Source organism: Tardiphaga sp. 841_E9_N1_2 (genome assembly GCF_051811065.1).
In the GTDB taxonomy this organism is placed as follows: domain Bacteria; phylum Pseudomonadota; class Alphaproteobacteria; order Rhizobiales; family Xanthobacteraceae; genus Tardiphaga; species Tardiphaga robiniae.
Genome location: NZ_JBPWQC010000001.1, coordinates 3,533,896 through 3,550,425 on the forward strand (window position 1 = coordinate 3,533,896; position 16,530 = coordinate 3,550,425).

Annotated in this window: 14 protein-coding genes; 10 read left to right on the forward strand and 4 right to left on the reverse strand. The window is 62.2% G+C overall.

Annotated features, from left to right (window positions below):
• Positions 1 to 9 precede the first annotated feature (9 nt).
• Together AB8A50_RS17040 and AB8A50_RS17045 are read right to left on the reverse strand one after the other, a co-directional pair.
• A complete protein-coding gene (locus AB8A50_RS17040) occupies positions 10 to 780 on the reverse strand; it encodes an esterase/lipase family protein (RefSeq protein ID WP_439078385.1) in 771 nt (256 codons plus the stop codon).
• 186 nt (positions 781 to 966) lie between these two features.
• On the reverse strand, positions 967 to 2,253 hold the full coding sequence (locus AB8A50_RS17045; RefSeq protein WP_439078386.1) for a DUF445 domain-containing protein: 1,287 nt from the start codon (positions 2,251 to 2,253) through the stop codon (positions 967 to 969).
• 186 nt (positions 2,254 to 2,439) lie between these two features.
• Here AB8A50_RS17045 and AB8A50_RS17050 point away from each other — a divergent pair, with 186 nt between their 5' ends.
• Entirely contained in the window at positions 2,440 to 2,706 is a 267-nt protein-coding gene (locus AB8A50_RS17050; protein ID WP_068730348.1) for a hypothetical protein, read from the forward strand.
• 164 nt (positions 2,707 to 2,870) lie between these two features.
• Here AB8A50_RS17050 and AB8A50_RS17055 read toward each other — a convergent pair whose 3' ends face one another.
• Positions 2,871 to 4,205, reverse strand: coding sequence for a dihydroorotase (locus tag AB8A50_RS17055; protein WP_439078387.1), 1,335 nt, complete (start codon positions 4,203 to 4,205; stop codon positions 2,871 to 2,873).
• A 150-nt stretch (positions 4,206 to 4,355) separates the two neighbouring features.
• Between AB8A50_RS17055 and ygfZ the strand changes: the two genes are divergently transcribed.
• The 5 genes from ygfZ (at position 4,356) to AB8A50_RS17080 (ending at position 9,937) form a co-directional block, all read left to right on the forward strand.
• Positions 4,356 to 5,240: a CAF17-like 4Fe-4S cluster assembly/insertion protein YgfZ gene (ygfZ, locus tag AB8A50_RS17060; RefSeq protein WP_439078388.1), complete on the forward strand. Its 885-nt coding sequence runs from the start codon at positions 4,356 to 4,358 to the stop codon at positions 5,238 to 5,240.
• Between the two features lie 13 nt (positions 5,241 to 5,253).
• Complete coding sequence (locus AB8A50_RS17065; RefSeq protein WP_439078389.1) at positions 5,254 to 5,880, forward strand: DNA-3-methyladenine glycosylase I; 627 nt, start codon at positions 5,254 to 5,256, stop codon at positions 5,878 to 5,880.
• Between the two features lie 27 nt (positions 5,881 to 5,907).
• Positions 5,908 to 6,534 (forward strand): YfbR-like 5'-deoxynucleotidase, encoded by a 627-nt coding sequence (locus tag AB8A50_RS17070; RefSeq protein WP_439065046.1) that lies wholly within the window; start codon positions 5,908 to 5,910, stop codon positions 6,532 to 6,534.
• Positions 6,535 to 6,609: 75 nt separating this feature from the next.
• Entirely contained in the window at positions 6,610 to 7,116 is a 507-nt protein-coding gene (locus AB8A50_RS17075; RefSeq protein ID WP_089265850.1) for a tyrosine phosphatase family protein, read from the forward strand.
• Between the two features lie 127 nt (positions 7,117 to 7,243).
• Positions 7,244 to 9,937 (forward strand): DUF2339 domain-containing protein, encoded by a 2,694-nt coding sequence (locus tag AB8A50_RS17080; protein ID WP_439078390.1) that lies wholly within the window; start codon positions 7,244 to 7,246, stop codon positions 9,935 to 9,937.
• 25 nt (positions 9,938 to 9,962) lie between these two features.
• Here the strand turns inward: AB8A50_RS17080 and AB8A50_RS17085 are convergent, their stop codons facing one another.
• Positions 9,963 to 10,895, reverse strand: coding sequence for a hypothetical protein (locus AB8A50_RS17085; protein WP_439078391.1), 933 nt, complete (start codon positions 10,893 to 10,895; stop codon positions 9,963 to 9,965).
• 264 nt (positions 10,896 to 11,159) lie between these two features.
• On the opposite strand from AB8A50_RS17085, the gene AB8A50_RS17090 reads away from it, so the two are divergent.
• From AB8A50_RS17090 to AB8A50_RS17105, 4 genes are all read left to right on the forward strand, one after another.
• The gene (locus AB8A50_RS17090; RefSeq protein WP_439078392.1) at positions 11,160 to 12,668 is read left to right on the forward strand and encodes a flavin-containing monooxygenase; all 1,509 of its coding nucleotides are present in this window, start codon (positions 11,160 to 11,162) and stop codon (positions 12,666 to 12,668) included.
• Between the two features lie 185 nt (positions 12,669 to 12,853).
• The gene (locus AB8A50_RS17095; protein ID WP_439078393.1) at positions 12,854 to 14,545 is read left to right on the forward strand and encodes a thiamine pyrophosphate-dependent enzyme; all 1,692 of its coding nucleotides are present in this window, start codon (positions 12,854 to 12,856) and stop codon (positions 14,543 to 14,545) included.
• 323 nt (positions 14,546 to 14,868) lie between these two features.
• Positions 14,869 to 15,651 carry an ABC transporter ATP-binding protein gene (locus AB8A50_RS17100; RefSeq protein WP_439078394.1) on the forward strand — a complete coding sequence of 261 codons (783 nt, stop codon included), beginning with the start codon at positions 14,869 to 14,871 and terminating at the stop codon, positions 15,649 to 15,651.
• Positions 15,648 to 16,505, forward strand: a complete 858-nt coding sequence (locus tag AB8A50_RS17105) for an ABC transporter permease (RefSeq protein WP_439078395.1) — start codon at positions 15,648 to 15,650, stop codon at positions 16,503 to 16,505. Before AB8A50_RS17100 ends, AB8A50_RS17105 begins: the two co-directional genes overlap by 4 nt.
• Positions 16,506 to 16,530 lie beyond the last annotated feature (25 nt).

Consider the following 16,530-nt stretch of genomic DNA (forward strand, 5'->3'; position numbering starts at 1 on the left):
TGTGTGCCTCTATCTGTTCGGATCCGGATAAACCAAACTGCGCCAGCCAGAGCGATCGAACGGTGCCCACGCGCCTTCCTTTTGCGCGAGACGCTCCGCCACTGCATAGACGACGGCGGGGTGATGGCCCATGCCGCAATGGCTGCTCTCGACCTCGATGCTCTCGGACATCGCCGACTGCTTCTCCATGCAGCCCTGCCAGGCACAGACGCCGTCGGTGCGGCTGTAGATCGCGGTGGTCGGGACCGGCGGCGTATCGGCAAGCGAACCACCGAAATCGTCGTCGGTGTTATCGGCGCGTTTGCCGCTGGCGAATTCATAGACGCGCCAGGCATTGGTGGATTTCGGATGGCCGGCAAACGGGCTGCCCAGCGTGATCACCGAGCGGACGCGGTCCGGCATCATCTTGGCAAGCTGGCGTGCGTAAAGGCCGCCGAGGCTCCAGCCGACCAGACTTACCTTGCGGCCGTGGGTCTCGTTCATCTCTTTCAGCAATTCGACCATGCTGCCCTGCACACCGTCGCGCAGACCGAGATTGCGGCCCTGCTTCCAGCCGCTGACGGCATAGCCGCGGCCCTTAAGGAACGTGCGAAGCGGACCTGTCGAAACATCCGAGGCCACAAGGCCCGGCAGTACCAGTACCGGATGACCATCGCCACGCGGCGCAAGATTCAACAGCGGCAGCGCGCCGAGAAAGGCGCCGAATTCGTGAACCGCACGGCCTTCAAGAAACATCAGGGTTTTCGATGGGGGACGTTGCGCCTGGGCCGTAGCCGACATCTGATTTCCTCTCGCCGGCGCGTTGGCCGGTCATATCGATTGATTTGAAAGCAGCCTCACGGGGCGGGAATCACACAACGCACCGAAACAACTATCAGTTCACTCAAGTTAAGGTCGGGTTTGCGGTAGTTCAAGCGCATCCCGATACCCCCTCCCGCGCCTCACTTCCGCAATGCGAAACTGCTCTCACAGCAGTCGCAAAAAATATTCGATCGTGTAGAGAGCCAGCCCGGCGAGCCCGCCGATCAGCGAACCGTTGAAGCGGATATATTGCAGATCGCGGCCTATATTGACTTCGATGACACCGATCAGCTGCTGCATGTCCCAGCCCTTCACCTGATCGGCGATAAAACTCGACACGCCGCTTTTCTGATCGGCGATGAACGTGCGCAGCACCACGACGATGCCCTGGTTGATCTCGCCGCGCATCTCGGCATCTGCGCGCAGCGCTGCACCGGCCTCGACGAATACATTGGCGAGATGATGCGCCAGTACATTGCTTTCACCTGATGCACTGCGCTCGATGAAGCTGCGCGCATTGTTCCAGAGATTACGTCCAAGTTCGGCAAGCTCGGGTCGCGCCAGCAGATCGCGTTTCAACCCATCGATGCGACCGGTGAAGCCGGGCTCGGTCTCCAGCCGATCGACGAAGGACAACAGCATGCGGTCGAACTCACCACGGAACGGATGCGCAGGATCCTTGCGTACATCATCGAAGAAGGTCGTGGCCGACGCGACGATGCGCTTCAGCAGGAACGCATCGGCGCGATAGAGTTTGAGCAACGTCGGCAGCTCGTCGCGAATCTTGTTCTTGATGACAGCCAGCGTGTCCGGCTCGGTCAGCGCGCCATGCATCGCGCCGAGCAGATTGTCGAGCAGGCCCTGATGGCGACCATCCCGGATGAAGCCGCGCATGGTGCCGGCAGCGATGGGCGCGAGATCAACCGACTGCAGCTGGGTCATCACGCGGCGCGTGATGAAGGTCTTGAGACCAGACGTTTCCGTCGCCGACATCGCCTCCGGCAACAGCCGCAGCAAGAAACGCGCGAGATCCGCGCTACGCTTTTTATCGCTCAGCCAGTCTGCAACGAAACTCGCAAAATCCACCTCACGTAATTTGGCCTCGACCGGCCCGGCTTCGAGGAAATGCACCTCAATGAATTCACCCAGCTTGTCGGCGATGCGATTTTGATTCGCCTGGATGATCGCGGTGTGCGGAATCGGCAGACCCAGCGGCCGACGGAACAGCGCGACAACGGCGTACCAGTCCGCCAATCCGCCAATGGTCGCCGCTTCTGCAAAGGCCGCAACGAATCCGAACGCGGGATGAATCGGCAGCAGGATTTTTGCCGTTATGAACACCACCAGACAGCTCGCCAGCACCAGCGCCGCAATCACCTTGACGCGGCGCAACTCTGCTGCGCGCGCAGCATCGCCGGGACTCGCGAAAGACGAAAAACTGTTTGCGTCCATAGGCTTCCTCAACCGGTCAAGATGACCGGTTCCCGCTGTTAACATAATGTCGGACAATGTGAGTCACTGTCGTTAACCTTTCTTAAAGATGTCGCTCGCGGAACCTGCTCCGCGTGGTAAATCTCGATTCGAACTTGCGAGGCGCGCTTCGCTTTGATGCGCACCGAAGACCGTTTTGGGAATTTCATGAGCGAATCATTGTCGTACCGCCCCGCCCGCGATCCGCTACCGGATCAGGAACAGAAGCAGGCCGCGCTGAGCTATCTCAACGAAGCCTGGGCGGAAGCACGGCATGACGGCGTCGATGGCGATTGCCTCGCGCAGGCCAGCCTGTTCGCAGCCTTTGCCGAGCTCGTCGGCACCTATGGCGAAGACGCCGTGGCGAAGTTTGTCGAGGGTCTTCCGGGCCGCGTGCGCAATGGCGAGTTCTCGCTGACACTGGCACGGCAGTAAGATTTCTTACCCTCCCCCGAAGGGGGGAGGGTCGGTGAGCAATCCGCGAAGCGGATGCGAGACGGGGTGGGGTGAGGCCACACACTACGTCGCTCGTGATTTCACCCCACCCCGCTGCGAGCTTCGCTCGCATCGCCCTCCCCCTCCAGAGGAGGGTGAAGAGTTCAAGCCTTCAGCGTTTCCAGGAATTTCACCGTCTCGCCCTGCGACGGCGTGACCAGCTCGCCCTGCCACATCACGCGGCGGCCGCGCACGAAGGTGCCGACGGGCCAGCCGGTGACCTTCACACCGTCATAGGGCGTCCAGCCGGCTTTCGAGGCTACCCAGTCATTGGTGATGGTCTCGGTGCGCTTGAGATCCACGATGGTGAAGTCGGCATCATAGCCCGCCGCGATGCGGCCCTTCATGGCGATGTTGTAGAGCCGTGCGGGACCGGCGCTCGACAAATCGACGAAGCGCGCCAGCGACAGGCGGCCGGCATTGACGTGATCCAGCATGATCGGCACCAGCGTCTGCACGCCGGTCATTCCCGAGGGCGACGCCGGATAGACTTTCTTCTTTTCCTCAAGCGTGTGCGGGGCGTGATCAGAGCCGAGCACGTCGATGATGCCCTGACTGATACCTTTCCAGATGCCGTCGCGATGGCTGGCATCGCGCACCGGCGGGTTCATCTGCGCCAGCGTGCCGAGGCGCTCATAGCACTCCGGCGCCGCCATGGTCAGATGATGCGGCGTCGCCTCGCAGGACGCGACATCCTTGTGCTCGCGCAAATATTCGATCTCTTCTTTCGTCGAGATATGCAGAACATGAATGCGCTTGCCGGTCTCGCGCGCAAGGTTGACCAACCGCTGCGTCGCCATCAGCGCCGCAGTCTCGTCGCGCCACACCGGGTGCGAACGGGTGTCGCCTTCGATGCGCAGGTTCTTGCGCTCATTGAGGCGATATTCGTCTTCGGCATGGAAGGCGGCGCGGCGCTTGATGACCTGGAAGATGCGGCGCAGGCTGTCATCGTCCTCGACCAGCAGCGCGCCGGTGGACGAGCCGATGAATACTTTCACGCCGGCGCAGCCGGGCGCGCGTTCGAGCTCCGGCAGGTCCTTCACGTTCTCGCGGGTGCCACCGATGAAGAAGGCGTAATCGCAATGCATGCGATGATGACCCCGCTTCACCTTGTCGGTGAAGGTCGCCTCGTCGATGGTCAGCGGATTGGTATTCGGCATTTCGAACACGCCGGTGACGCCGCCCATCACGGCGCTGCGTGATCCGGTCTCCAGGTCTTCCTTCTGCTCGAGGCCCGGCTCGCGGAAATGCACCTGGGTGTCGATCACGCCCGGAAGGATGTGCAGCCCCTTGCAGTCGATCACTTCAGCGGCCGAGGCCGCACCGAGCGATCCGATGGCCGCGATTCGGCCATTGCGAATGCCGATATCGCGCACACCCTCGCCGTCCTGATTGACGACGGTGCCGTTCTTCAAAATCGTATCGAATGTCTGGGTCATCTGGTCTCGTCACAGCCTGTGAATGCCGCGCAGGATGAGCGCGGGCCTTGTTGTCGGCATCTTAGCGGCTTAACTTTAGCTGTCATATCCGCCAGCCGTGATTCACCCTCGTTTCCTGGCTCGTTTATTGGATTTTTCGAGATTTTCCCAATGAAAGCAGCGTTTCTCCCCGATCGGGGTGTGGTGAAAATCGCCGGCGACGACGCCCGCGGTTTCCTCAACAACCTCGTAACCTCCGAGATCGAGGTGGTAACGCCGGGCACCGCACGGTTTGGCGCGCTGCTAACGCCCCAGGGCAAGATCATCGCCGACTTCCTCATCACCGAAGCGCCGGCCGGCCATGGCGGCGGCCTCCTGATCGACTGCCCGCGCGAACTGGCACAACCGCTGGCCACCAAGCTCGGCTTCTACAAGCTGCGCGCCAAGGTGACCGTGGAAAATCTCTCCGACGCGCTCGGCGTGCTTGCGGTGTGGGACGGCGAGCCCGGCATGAAGCCGGACCTCGCCTTTGCCGATCCGCGCAACGTCGCGCTCGGCTACCGCATCCTCGTGCCGGCAGATCTCGCCGCGAAGACGGCCGCGCTGGTCGGTGCCGAACTGGTCGATGCGCCGGCCTATGAGGCGCATCGCATCAGCCTCGGCGTGCCACGTGGGGGCGCGGACTTCGCCTATGGCGATGCGTTCCCGCACGAAGCCAATATGGACAAGCTCTCCGGCGTCGATTTCGACAAGGGCTGTTACATCGGCCAGGAGGTCGTCTCCCGCATGCAGCATCGCGGCACCGCGCGCACGCGCATCGTCGGCGTCACGTTGGATGGCGCGGCGCCGGCCGCCGGCACCGAAATCCGCGCTGCGGACAAGCCCATCGGCACCATGGGCTCGTCTGCCGATGGCCGTGGCCTCGCCATGATCCGCACCGACCGCGCCAGTGATGCGCTCGATGCCGATGCCGCTTTCCTGGCCGGCGACATCGCTATTCATCTCGCCGACGCCGCTGCCGTGCGCGCGCTAGCCACGAAGAAGACCCCCGCATGAAAAAGATCTCGGCATGAGCAAACCCGCGATCACGCATGCCGACGGCAAGACGCGCTGCCCGTGGCCGGGTGAAGATCCATTCTATGTCGCCTATCACGACACCGAATGGGGCGTCCCCGAATATGACGACCGCGCGCTCTACGAGAAGCTGATCCTCGATGGCTTCCAGGCCGGCCTCTCCTGGATCACCATCCTGCGCAAGCGCGACAATTTCCGCAAAGCATTCGATGACTTTCAGCCGGAAAAAATCGCGCGCTACAGCGAGAAAAAAGTTCACGCGCTGATGAATGATGCTGGCATCGTGCGCAACCGCGCCAAGATCGAAGGCGCGATCCTCAGCGCCAAGGGCTATCTGAAAATCATGGAAGAAGGCGCCGGCTTCTCGAAATATCTGTGGGGCTTCGTCGACGGCAAGCCGCTGGTCAACAATTTCAAGACCCATGGCAGCGTGCCTGCCTCGACACCGCTATCGGCCAAGATCTCGAAAGACCTGCAGGGGCGCGGCTTCAAATTCGTCGGCCCGACCATCGTCTATGCCTTTATGGAGGCCACAGGCATGGTCAACGATCATCTCGTGACCTGCTTTTGCCACGAGGCCTGCATGGGCCTGAAGCGCAAGCCGCGCCTCAAGGCGAAGTAGCAGCAAAAAACTCAAGAACAAGAACCGATGGCCAAATCGAAATTCGACCAAAGATTTTCCCGCGACGTCGCCACACGCGCCTGGCAACGCATGCTGTCGGGCCGGCGGCTTGATCTGCTCGATCCCTCGCCGCTGGATATCGAAATTGCCGATATTGCCCACGGGCTCGCGCGCGTCGCGCGCTGGAACGGGCAGACCCACGGCGCGCATATTTTCTCGGTGGCACAGCACACGCTTCTCGTGGAAGCCGTGTTGCGCGAGCAGATGCCGCGCGCCGACGAGCGCGTGCGGCTCGCGGCCCTGCTGCATGACGCGCCGGAATATGTCATCGGCGACATGATCTCGCCGTTCAAGGCGGTGATTGGCGGCGACTACAAGGTGATCGAGAATCGCCTGCTCGGCGCCATCCACATCCGCTTCGGCCTGCCGCCGGCGCTGGAGCCCGGGATCACCAAACAGATCAAGGCCGCCGATATGGGCGCCGCCTATCTGGAAGCCACACGCCTTGCAGGCTTCAAGGAAGCCGAGGCAAAGCGTCTGTTCGGCAAGGATCCCGGCCTCTCGGAAGCCATGGTGGAAGATTACCTGACGCCGTGGTCGGCGGGGAAGGCTGAGAAGCGGTTTCTGGCAAGGTTTGAGGCGCTGCTGGCGTAATTTAAACTCCGTCATGCCCGGGCATGACGTGGAGAGAACGGAGCGTTATAACGACGCTCAACAAAAGGTTCCCCGATGATCCACGTCTGCTCGCTCGCCGATCTGCATCCCACCGTGAAGGACACGGCTGCGAGCCACGTGCTCACCATCATGGCCAATGTCGCGCAGGTGCAGCGACCGCCATCTATTTCGGAGGCCAATCATCTCAGGGTGCAGGTCGACGACATCACCGAGGCGATGGACGGCTTTGTCGCGCCCAACGAAGGCCACATCACGCAGGTGCTAGACTTCGTCCGCGGCTGGGATCGCGCCTCGCCGCTGGTGATCCATTGCTATGCCGGCATCTCGCGTTCCACCGCCAGCGCCTTTGCCGCCGCCTGCATGCTCAATCCGGACCGCGACGAGCGCGACATCGCGCTGCGAATCCGCGCGGCCTCGCCAATCGCCTCCCCCAACCGCCTGCTCGTGACCCTCGCCGACAAGGCGCTGGGCCGCGGCGGCCGTATGGTCCGCGCGCTCGACGAGATGGGCCCCGGCAATCTGACCGTGATCGGCAAGCCGTTCCGCCTCGATCTGGATTAATTCCAGCAATTACGCGCAGCGCGTGAACTAAAGTTCTCCACGACAACACATACCGATGGCCATGTCCCCGGGCGCCGTTCCGGGGCATGATTGGCGTGTGCCCTGCTTCCTGAAGGTTTGATAGTCGATGTTCGATGATTTCGGTTTCGTCACGCTAGTGATTGCCATCGTTGCCTTCATCTTCGCGCGCAAGGCGCGCAATGAAGTGAAGGTGCTGCGCGCCCGGGTCGACGCCTATGAGGCGATACCGCGTGTGGCGACCACGATCGCCGCAGCAACACCGGACCTCACAGCGACCGCACCGGACATTGCATCCGCACCTGCTCTCTCAGAGACATCGACCGAGGTAATCCGCGAGGCCGCCCCCTCGATCCAGCCGGACGTCCCTGCTCGCACTGCGCCCGAACCCGCCGCGCCTGTGGAAGCCCCTACGGCTGGCCCCGGCTTCGAGGAACGCATCGGCACGCGCTGGGTGGTCTGGGTCGGCGGCCTCACGCTGGCACTCGGCGGCTTCTTCATGGTGCGCTATTCCATCGAGGCCGGCCTGCTCGGCCCCGAAGTGCGCGTGCTGCTCGGCGGCCTGTTCGCCTTGGCACTGCTTGCCGTCGGCGAATTTGCGCGCCGCAAGGAAAGCCTGTCTGCGATTGCACCGCTGCCCATCGCCAATATTCCGGCGATCCTCACAGCGGCCGGCACCGCCGTCGCCTTTGCGACAGTCTATGCGGCCTATGCGCTGTATAACTTCCTCGTCCCCGGCACAGCCTTCGCCCTGCTCGGCATCGTCGCCATGTGCACCATGGCCGCGGCATTGCTGCACGGCCCGGCGCTCGCGGGCCTCGGCATTGCCGCCGCCTTCGTCACGCCGGTTTTGGTGTCGTCCGGCAAGCCGGACTACTGGGCGCTGTATATCTATCTCGCCATCGTCATGGCGGCTGCCTTCAGCCTCGCGCGTATCCGGCTGTGGCGCTGGCTGGCGCTGACCACCATCGTCTTCGCGACGCTGTGGACCCTGCCGGGCCTCGACGCCGGCACACCGGCACTCGCGCCTCATGCGTTCCATGTCCTGGCCGGCTTCCTGCTTGCCTCGCTGCTGGTCGTCTGCGGCTTCCTGTACGGCCCGCCGGCTGAAGAAGGCCGCATCGAAGGCATCTCGTCAGGCGCCCTCAGTGCGAGCCTGCTCAGCGCGACACTGGTGGTGCTCTCGAGCTTCCATGCCGACATGGCCATGGTGACCTTCGCGCTGATCGTCGCTGGCACGCTGTTCGTCGCATGGTACGCACAAGCGGCCACCGCGGCGGTTGCCGTGGCCGCTGGCTTCGTCGCCGTGGTCTTCCTGGCGTGGGCCATCCAGGGCAATCTCGACATGCTGGTGCTGCCCGGCGGGCCACTGGCGGGCATCGGCGCCAGCCCGGTGGAAAGCTCGGTGTCGTTGCATCTCGCCTCCGCGGCGGTTTTCGCCCTCGGCTTCGGCGTGCTCGGCTTCCTCGCACAGGGCCGATCCGTTAGCGCCGTTATTCCGGTGATCTGGTCGGGCGCAGCGGTATTCACGCCGCTGGCGCTGCTGATCGCGCTCTATGCCCGCATCGCGCATCTCGATCGCTCGATCCCCTTCGCCATTCTCGCCATCATCATCGGCGCAGCCTTCGCGGCTGCCACCGAACTGCTCGGCAAGCGCGAGCCACGTCCGGGTCTCACGATCTCCACCGCGCTGTTCGCCACCGGGACGCTCGGCGCGCTGGCGCTGGGGCTGACCTTTGCACTGGAGAAGGGCTGGCTCACCATCGCGCTGTCGCTGATGGCGCTGGGCACCGCCTGGATCTCCATGCAACGGCCGATCCCGTTCCTGCGCTGGCTCGCAGCCATCCTCGCTGGCATTGTCGTCGCCCGGATGGGCTGGGAACCCCGCGTTGTCGGCGATCTCGTCGGCACCACGCCGATCTTCAACTGGCTGCTGTGGGGTTACGGCGTGCCCGCCGCATCGTTCTGGGCCGCCAGCATCCTGATGCGCCGGCGCGGCGACGATGCACCGCTGCGCATGGTGGAGTCCGCAGCGATCCTGTTCACGGTGCTGCTGGCCTTTATGGAGATCCGCCACTTCGTAAATGGCGGCGATGTCTATCGGTCCTCCTCGAGCCTCACCGAAGTCGCGCTGCAGGTCTGCGTCGCGCTGGCCATGGCAATCGGGTTGGAACGCCTGTGGGAGCGGAGCCGCAGCATCGTGCACAGCGTCAGTGCCGGGCTGCTGACATTGTTCGCCGGCGTCGCAAGTCTCGGCGGGTTGCTGTTCATCACCAATCCCGGCATCTGGCGTATCGATGTCGGCGGCGTAATCTTCAACCTGCTGCTGCTCGGCTATGCCCTGCCCGCGGTGCTCGCTCTGCTGCTGTCCTACGCCGTAGCGGGCCGTCGCAAGCCCGCCTATGGCAACACCATCGCTGGCGGTGCGCTCGTACTGGCGCTGGCCTATGTGACGCTGCAAATCCGCCGCATCTATCACGGACCGATCTTCTACAACGCTTCAATCACCGACGCCGAGCAATATACGTTGTCGATCGCGTGGCTCGGCTTTGGCGTCGTGCTGCTCGGCATCGGCATCCTGTTCAACTCGCAGCGCGCGCGGCTCGCCTCCGCCGTGGTCATCGCATTGACGATCCTCAAAGCGTTCCTAGTCGACATGTCGTCGCTGACAGGCGTCTATCGCGCACTGTCCTTCATGTGCCTCGGCCTCGTGCTGGTGGCCATCGGCTGGCTGTATCAGCGCATCCTGTTCTCGAGGCGCAAGGCCCAGGCGCCGACAGTGGCTCCAGCGGCCGAAACATAAGCCGCCCGCGTGGCTAGCCTCGCCGTCAGGCGAGGCGCATCAATCGGATGGGTTCGGACTTGACCTCCATGGTCGAGCCATCGGCAAAAGCCAGCATCGCGGGGCTGCGCGGATCGAGATTCAACGTGATCTGATCCTCGCTGCCATCGAAGGTGATCGTTGCCGTGCTGCCCGAGATTGCGACATGGGTCTTGTCACGGGAAATCCCGGCGCCGAGTTCGAGTGTCGTATTCATCGACGCGTTGATTGTGTCCCGGCCATCGCCGGCGGCGAAACTCACCACCGAATCGCTCCACACTGAAATCGCATCATCGCCGGCTCCGCCCGCCACGCGGCTGTTAGACCATGCACTGATGACATCGTTGCCGGCGCCGCCTGCGACGATGGAGTTTGACCAGGCTGAGATCATGTCATCGCCGCTGCCGCCATCGACCTGGCTGTCGGACCATGCCGCGATCTGGTCATGACCGGAACCACCCGACACCCGGGCGTTCGACCAGGCCCTGACGAAATCATCGCCCGAACCTGCATCGACGATACTGTCAGACCAGACATCGATGCGATCATTGCCTGAGCCGCCGAAGAAGCCGGCTCCCGACCATGCCTTGACCACGTCATCACCGGCGCCTGCATCGACCACGCTGTCTGACCAGACGTGGATACGGTCGTTGCCATCGCCGGCGTCGACCAGCGCGCCACCCCCGGCACGCATCACGTCATTGCCATCGGTCCCCGACAGGACCTTGAGGTTGAATTCCTGCATCCGCAGCAAAAAGGCGAGAACCACCGGCGACACGCCGATGCTCGCGGTCGTCGTCTTGGCAGGTTTGCCCGTTGCGTCCGGCACATCGAAGTCGGCCGTGGCTGGCGGCGACGGCATTGCAGCATCGGGCGGAGACGGTGCTGTAGGCGTCGCGAATGGCTGGTACCAAGGCGTCCAGGATGCAGGGCTGATCACGATGCACACTCCTCAACTTGACGCGTGCCATCCTGCCCAGACGATCTAAATTTCTCCTTAAAGGTGCCGAATTACCTGGCGCAACCCAATGAAATATCGTCTTCAAACGTTGATTTCCTGGAATTATTGTCCGCGTGGGGTTGTGCTGTTTACTCGCACCTGTCAGCTCCCCTGGAATAGCCCTTGCGGCAATGCTCTCCCGGCACTTACCCTTGTCCCAAACCGCCCTCAGCAAGGAGGCGGCGCGAAAAAGATCGGGAGCCCATGAACGCCCAGGGGAAAATCGCCACAGATTCGTCCGTCGAAAACGCAGCCGAACATGTCGATGTCATCGTCGTCGGTGCTGGGATCTCCGGCATCGGCGCCGCCTATCATCTCACCAAGCAGAATCCGGATACGCGTTTTCTGATTCTGGAAACGCAGGAGAGCTTTGGCGGGACATGGCACACCCATCGCTATCCCGGCATCCGTTCCGACAGCGACTTGCATACGTTCGGCTATCGCTTCAAGCCCTGGACCTCAGCGCCCATTGCCACCGCCGCGGAAATCCTGCGCTATATGGGCGACGTCATCATGGAGAACTGCCTCGACGGGCATATCCGCTATCGGCACAAGATATTATCTGCCAATTGGTCGAATGCCGACAAGCTCTGGACGCTCACCGTCATCCGTCACGACACCGGCGAGACGCTGAACTTCACCACGCGTTTTCTCTGGATGTGTCAGGGCTATTACAACCACAATCAGGGCTACACGCCGCAATGGCCGGGCATGACCCGGTTCAAGGGCCGCCTGGTGCATCCGCAGACCTGGCCGGAAGATCTCGACGTCACCGGCAAGAAGGTTGTCGTGATCGGCTCCGGCGCGACTGCCGCGACGCTGGTGCCCGCCATTGCCGATAAATGTGCCGAAGTCACCATGCTGCAGCGCTCGCCGACCTTCTTCATCACCGGCCGCAATGCCAACGCGCTGGCAGAGACGCTGCGCGAGCTGGATGTCGACGAAGAATGGGTCCATGAGATCGTCCGCCGCAAGATCCTGTTCGATCAGCAGGCCTTTACCAAGCGGACGAACAGTGAACCGGAGGTGGTGAAAGAGGAACTGCTGAAGGGCGTACAGGCCTATCTCGGCAAGGAATACGATATCGCCACTCATTTCACGCCGCGTTATCGGCCCTGGCGCCAGCGCATCGCCTTCATCCCCGATGGTGATCTGTTCCAGAGCATCAAGGCCGGCAAGGCGACCGTCGTCACCGATGAGATCGAGACCTTCACCGAACACGGCATCACGCTGAAATCAGGCAAGACGATCGACGCCGACGTGGTCGTCACCGCCACCGGCTTCAATCTCAACATGCTCGGCGATATCGCCTTCTCCATCGATGACGCACCGCTGAATTTCTCCGACACTGTGACCTATCGCGGCATGATGTTCACCGGCGTGCCGAACATGGTGTGGATCTTCGGCTATCTCCGTGCCAGCTGGACATTGCGTGTCGATCTCGTCGCCGACTTCGTCTGCGGGCTGCTGAAGCACATGGAAGAGACCGGCACGACCATGGTGACGCCGATGCTGCGGCCGGAGGACAGCGACATGCCGCTACTGCCCTGGATCGATCCGGAGGACTTCAATCCCGGCTACATCATGCGCGGCATGCACCTGTTGCCGAAGCGCGGCGACAAGCAGGAGTGGCAGCACAACCAGGACTACTGGAGTGACAAGGACGTATTTCCGGCCATCGCCTATGACGATCCGATCTTCCGATACACGTAACAAACGTTCAACACATCGCGCATTTCTCCAAGCATTGCGCAAACATAATTGACCATCATGAAACCGTTTCGCGGTTCAGCTATTGCTGCTGTGCGACCATTCGGTTTCAATCACAATTGGACCGACCGCATAGCTGCATCAGCCCGCCTCCCGGCGGAGAGCCAATTCTAGAAATCGGAGCTCCCATGTCGAAAACTGTCGCGGATGAGATTGTCCATGTGCTTGAGACGATTGGCGTACAGCAGATTTTCGGCTTGATCGCCGACTCGCTTAATCCGCTGGCGGACTCGGTCCGGCGCAGCAAGATCGAATGGGTCGGGGTACGGCATGAGGAAGGCGCGGCGCTGGCCGCCGCAGGCCAGGCCAAGCTCACCGGCAAGCTCGGCGTTTGCGCCGGCTCCACCGGGCCCGGCAGCACGCATCTCGTCGCCGGCCTCTATGAGGCTGCGCGCGATCATGCCCCGGTGCTGGCACTCTCGGGCGAAATGGCGCGAGCAGCAAAAGGCGTTGACTTTTTCCAGACCACCGAGCCGGACCTGCTGTTTCGCGACGTCGCACTCTACACCCAGACCATCACCACCGCCGCGCAGGCGCCCGGCGTGATCCATCAGGCCATCTCCACCGCCTATGCAGGGCCCGGCGTCGCGCATCTGACGCTGCCTGTCGACGTGCTGTCTTCGAAAGCCGAAGGCGCAACCGCGAGCCTTGCCACGCTGGTACCGCGCGGCGAGATTCTGCCGAATGATGCCGCCATACAGGAAGCCGCCCGCCGCATCGACGAAGCCGGCAGCGTTGTCATCATGTGCGGCCATGGCGCCATCGGCAGCGCCGAACTCCTGCGTGCGCTCAGCGACAGGCTGAAGGCGCCACTGGTGCATTCGGTGCGCGGCAAGGAGATCATGGCGTTCGATGACGTCCGATGGATGGGCGGTCTCGGCATGATCGGCACCAAGGCCGTCTACAATGCTGTGCATGATTGCGACCTGCTCGTCATGGTGGGCACCGACTATCCCTATTCCAACTTCCTGCCGCGCAAGGGCAATGTCATCCAGATCGACGTCCGCGCCGAAGCACTGGGACGGCGCACACCGACGAGCCTCGGCGTCATCGGCTCGGCACGGCCAGCGCTGAAGATGCTGCTGGACAGGGTGCAGACCAAGACCGACGGCCAGTTCTTCGAGACGACCAGTCACGCCCGCAAGAAGTGGGATGAGATGCTCGACAAGCAGGCCGACCCGGCCCGTAGCAAGAACAAGATCCACCCGCAGGCCGTCGCGCGCATCGCCAGCGATCTCGCACGGCCCGATGCAATCTTCGTGTTCGACACCGGTCTGAACACGCTGTGGTCGGCCAACTGGATCCGCCAGAACGGCACCCAGCGCATCATCGGCTCGTTCAACAATGCCGCGGTCGGCACGTCCGTCGGCCAGGGCAACGGCGTGCAGATCCTCGATCGCAGCAAACAGGTGATCGTGCTCACCGGCGACGGCGGCTTCAACATGCTGATGGGCGAATTCATGACCGCTGTGCAGCACAAGCTGCCTATCAAGGTGATCGTTTACAACAATTCGGCACTGGGTCTGATCACGCTGGAAGCCGAAAGCATCGGCCTGGCGCCGTTCCGCGAAGCCATCGAATTCCCCAATCCCGATTTCGCCGCACTGGCGCGTGCCTGCGGCGCGCAGGGCTTTACGGCCAAGCAGCCGGGCGATCTGAAGAAGGCCATCGCCGACGCGCTGGCCTGTGACGGACCCGCCATCGTCGATTGCGTGGTCGCTGCCGACGAAATCCCAAACCTGCCGCATGTGGACGCCGCCATGGTCGGCAATTACGCGCTGGCGAAGATCAAGGAAGCAGTGATGGCGGTGACTGGCTGATCTCGGACCTATCAGCTGTCATGCGCGGGCTTGTCCCGCGTATCCACGTTTTGGCCGAGGCGAGCAAGACGTGGATGGCCGGGACAAGCCCGGCCATGACGAACGAGAGAACGGAGCGCGAGGTCGCCTAAAGTGTTCGCCAAAAATACACTTCGCCACACCTGCTCAATTTATCGCCGAGAATAAATCCAGCCTGCCCAAAGCCGGGGCAAAACACTTCAAGCCTCAAGCACTCAGCAGAAAACCTGCGCGATTGCTTGAGGCTTTTTCGTGCCCAAGATGGCACGCAGCTTGCGTGTGTGCGGTACCCAGGAAACCGCATCATGTCGCCGAAACAAGTTCAACTCACCGTCCAGAACATCAGCAAGTCGTTTGCCGGCAAGGGCGGCGACGTCAATGTGCTCGACGATCTCTCTTTCACCATCAACGAACGCGATTTCGTCAGCATTATTGGTCCTAGCGGTTGCGGCAAGACGACGATCTTCAACATCATCGCAGGCCTGCTGGAGCCCGATGGCGGCACTATCACCTATCGCGGCAAGGAAATCGAAAGCCTGCGCGGCCGCGTCGGCTACATGATGCAGAAAGACCTGCTGTTTCCGTGGCGCACGGTGATGGGCAATGTGCTGCTCGGGCTGGAGACTCGCGGCGTCGACCAGAAGGAGGCCGAGGAGAAAGCGCGCGAGTATCTCAGGCAGTTCGGCCTCGCCGGCTTCGAGAACGCCTATCCCAAGACCCTGTCCGGTGGCATGCGCCAGCGCGTGGCGCTGATCCGTACGCTGATCATGGATCCCGACATCCTGCTGCTCGACGAGCCATTCTCGGCGCTGGATTATCAGACGCGGCTGTATCTCGAAGGCGTGCTGAAGGATGCCGTACAGACCTACAACAAGACGGTCATCCTCGTGACCCATGACATCGACGAGGCGGTCGCGCTGTCGAAGCGCGTCGTCGTGCTCTCCGGCCGCCCGGCGCGGGTGAAGGTCGTGCATGAGATTGACATCGAGGCAACCTCGCCCATCACCGCGCGCAACGACGCGAAATTCTCGACCTATTTCAAGACGCTCTGCGCCGAACTCGATATCCAGACGGAGAAAACATCATGACCCTCGTGATGTCCGGTACGCCTGCACGCAAAAAGTCTGTTCCGCGCAAGTCCCGCAAGAAGCGATCGACCTTCGACACCACGCTCGGCCGCGCCGTGCTGCAATTGCTCGCCGTCGCAGTGTTCTTCGCGCTATGGGAGCTTGGCGTCCATGCCGGCTATATCTCGGCATTTTTGATGGGGTCGCCATCTGGCATCTTCGCCACGTTCTACAAGCTGATCCTGAGCGGCGAACTGCTGTCGGATTCCTGGTACACGCTATTCGAGGCCATTTTGGGCTTCATCATCGGCACCATCTTCGGATCGCTGTTCGGTCTCGCACTGTGGTATTCGGTGTTCGTCGCGAAGCTGGTCGAGCCCTTCATCGTTGCCATCAATTCCGTGCCGAAGATCGCGCTCGCGCCCATCGTGGTGCTGTGGTTTGGCACCGGCCTGATATCGAAGGTCGCACTTGCCGTTTCACTCACTGCACTGGTAGCGCTGATCGCCGCTTATCAGGCGGCCAAGGATGCCGACGTCGATCTGCAGTCGCTGATGATCTCCATGGGTGCCGACAAGCATCAGGTGTTCTGGAAGGCCGTGGTGCCGTCCACACTGCCGTCGATTATCGCCACCTTCCGCATCAATATCGGCTTCGGCCTGGTCGGCGCCGTTGTCGGCGAGTTCATCTCGTCGCAGCGCGGCCTCGGCCACATGATCTTCCTCGCCTCCAGTCTGTACGACCTCAACTCGGTCTGGGTCGGGTTGTTCACGCTGATGATCCTCGGCTTCGTGCTCTATTACGTCATCGACATCATCGAGCGCACCTCGCTGCCGTGGAAGCAAGCGACCACCTCGCATCAGGTCCAGGTTTAACCCCTCTCTTCCACCATAACGGAGA

Excerpts from the sequence above, each read along its gene's own strand:
- AB8A50_RS17040 (WP_439078385.1), bottom strand. The coding sequence starts at position 780 with ATGTCGGCTACGGCCCAGGCGCAACGTCCCCCATCGAAAACCCTGATG.
- AB8A50_RS17045 (WP_439078386.1), bottom strand. The coding sequence starts at position 2,253 with ATGGACGCAAACAGTTTTTCGTCTTTCGCGAGTCCCGGCGATGCTGCG.
- AB8A50_RS17050 (WP_068730348.1), top strand. The coding sequence starts at position 2,440 with ATGAGCGAATCATTGTCGTACCGCCCCGCCCGCGATCCGCTACCGGAT.
- AB8A50_RS17055 (WP_439078387.1), bottom strand. The coding sequence starts at position 4,205 with ATGACCCAGACATTCGATACGATTTTGAAGAACGGCACCGTCGTCAAT.
- ygfZ (WP_439078388.1), top strand. The coding sequence starts at position 4,356 with ATGAAAGCAGCGTTTCTCCCCGATCGGGGTGTGGTGAAAATCGCCGGC.
- AB8A50_RS17065 (WP_439078389.1), top strand. The coding sequence starts at position 5,254 with ATGAGCAAACCCGCGATCACGCATGCCGACGGCAAGACGCGCTGCCCG.
- AB8A50_RS17070 (WP_439065046.1), top strand. The coding sequence starts at position 5,908 with ATGGCCAAATCGAAATTCGACCAAAGATTTTCCCGCGACGTCGCCACA.
- AB8A50_RS17075 (WP_089265850.1), top strand. The coding sequence starts at position 6,610 with ATGATCCACGTCTGCTCGCTCGCCGATCTGCATCCCACCGTGAAGGAC.
- AB8A50_RS17080 (WP_439078390.1), top strand. The coding sequence starts at position 7,244 with ATGTTCGATGATTTCGGTTTCGTCACGCTAGTGATTGCCATCGTTGCC.
- AB8A50_RS17090 (WP_439078392.1), top strand. The coding sequence starts at position 11,160 with ATGAACGCCCAGGGGAAAATCGCCACAGATTCGTCCGTCGAAAACGCA.
- AB8A50_RS17095 (WP_439078393.1), top strand. The coding sequence starts at position 12,854 with ATGTCGAAAACTGTCGCGGATGAGATTGTCCATGTGCTTGAGACGATT.
- AB8A50_RS17100 (WP_439078394.1), top strand. The coding sequence starts at position 14,869 with ATGTCGCCGAAACAAGTTCAACTCACCGTCCAGAACATCAGCAAGTCG.
- AB8A50_RS17105 (WP_439078395.1), top strand. The coding sequence starts at position 15,648 with ATGACCCTCGTGATGTCCGGTACGCCTGCACGCAAAAAGTCTGTTCCG.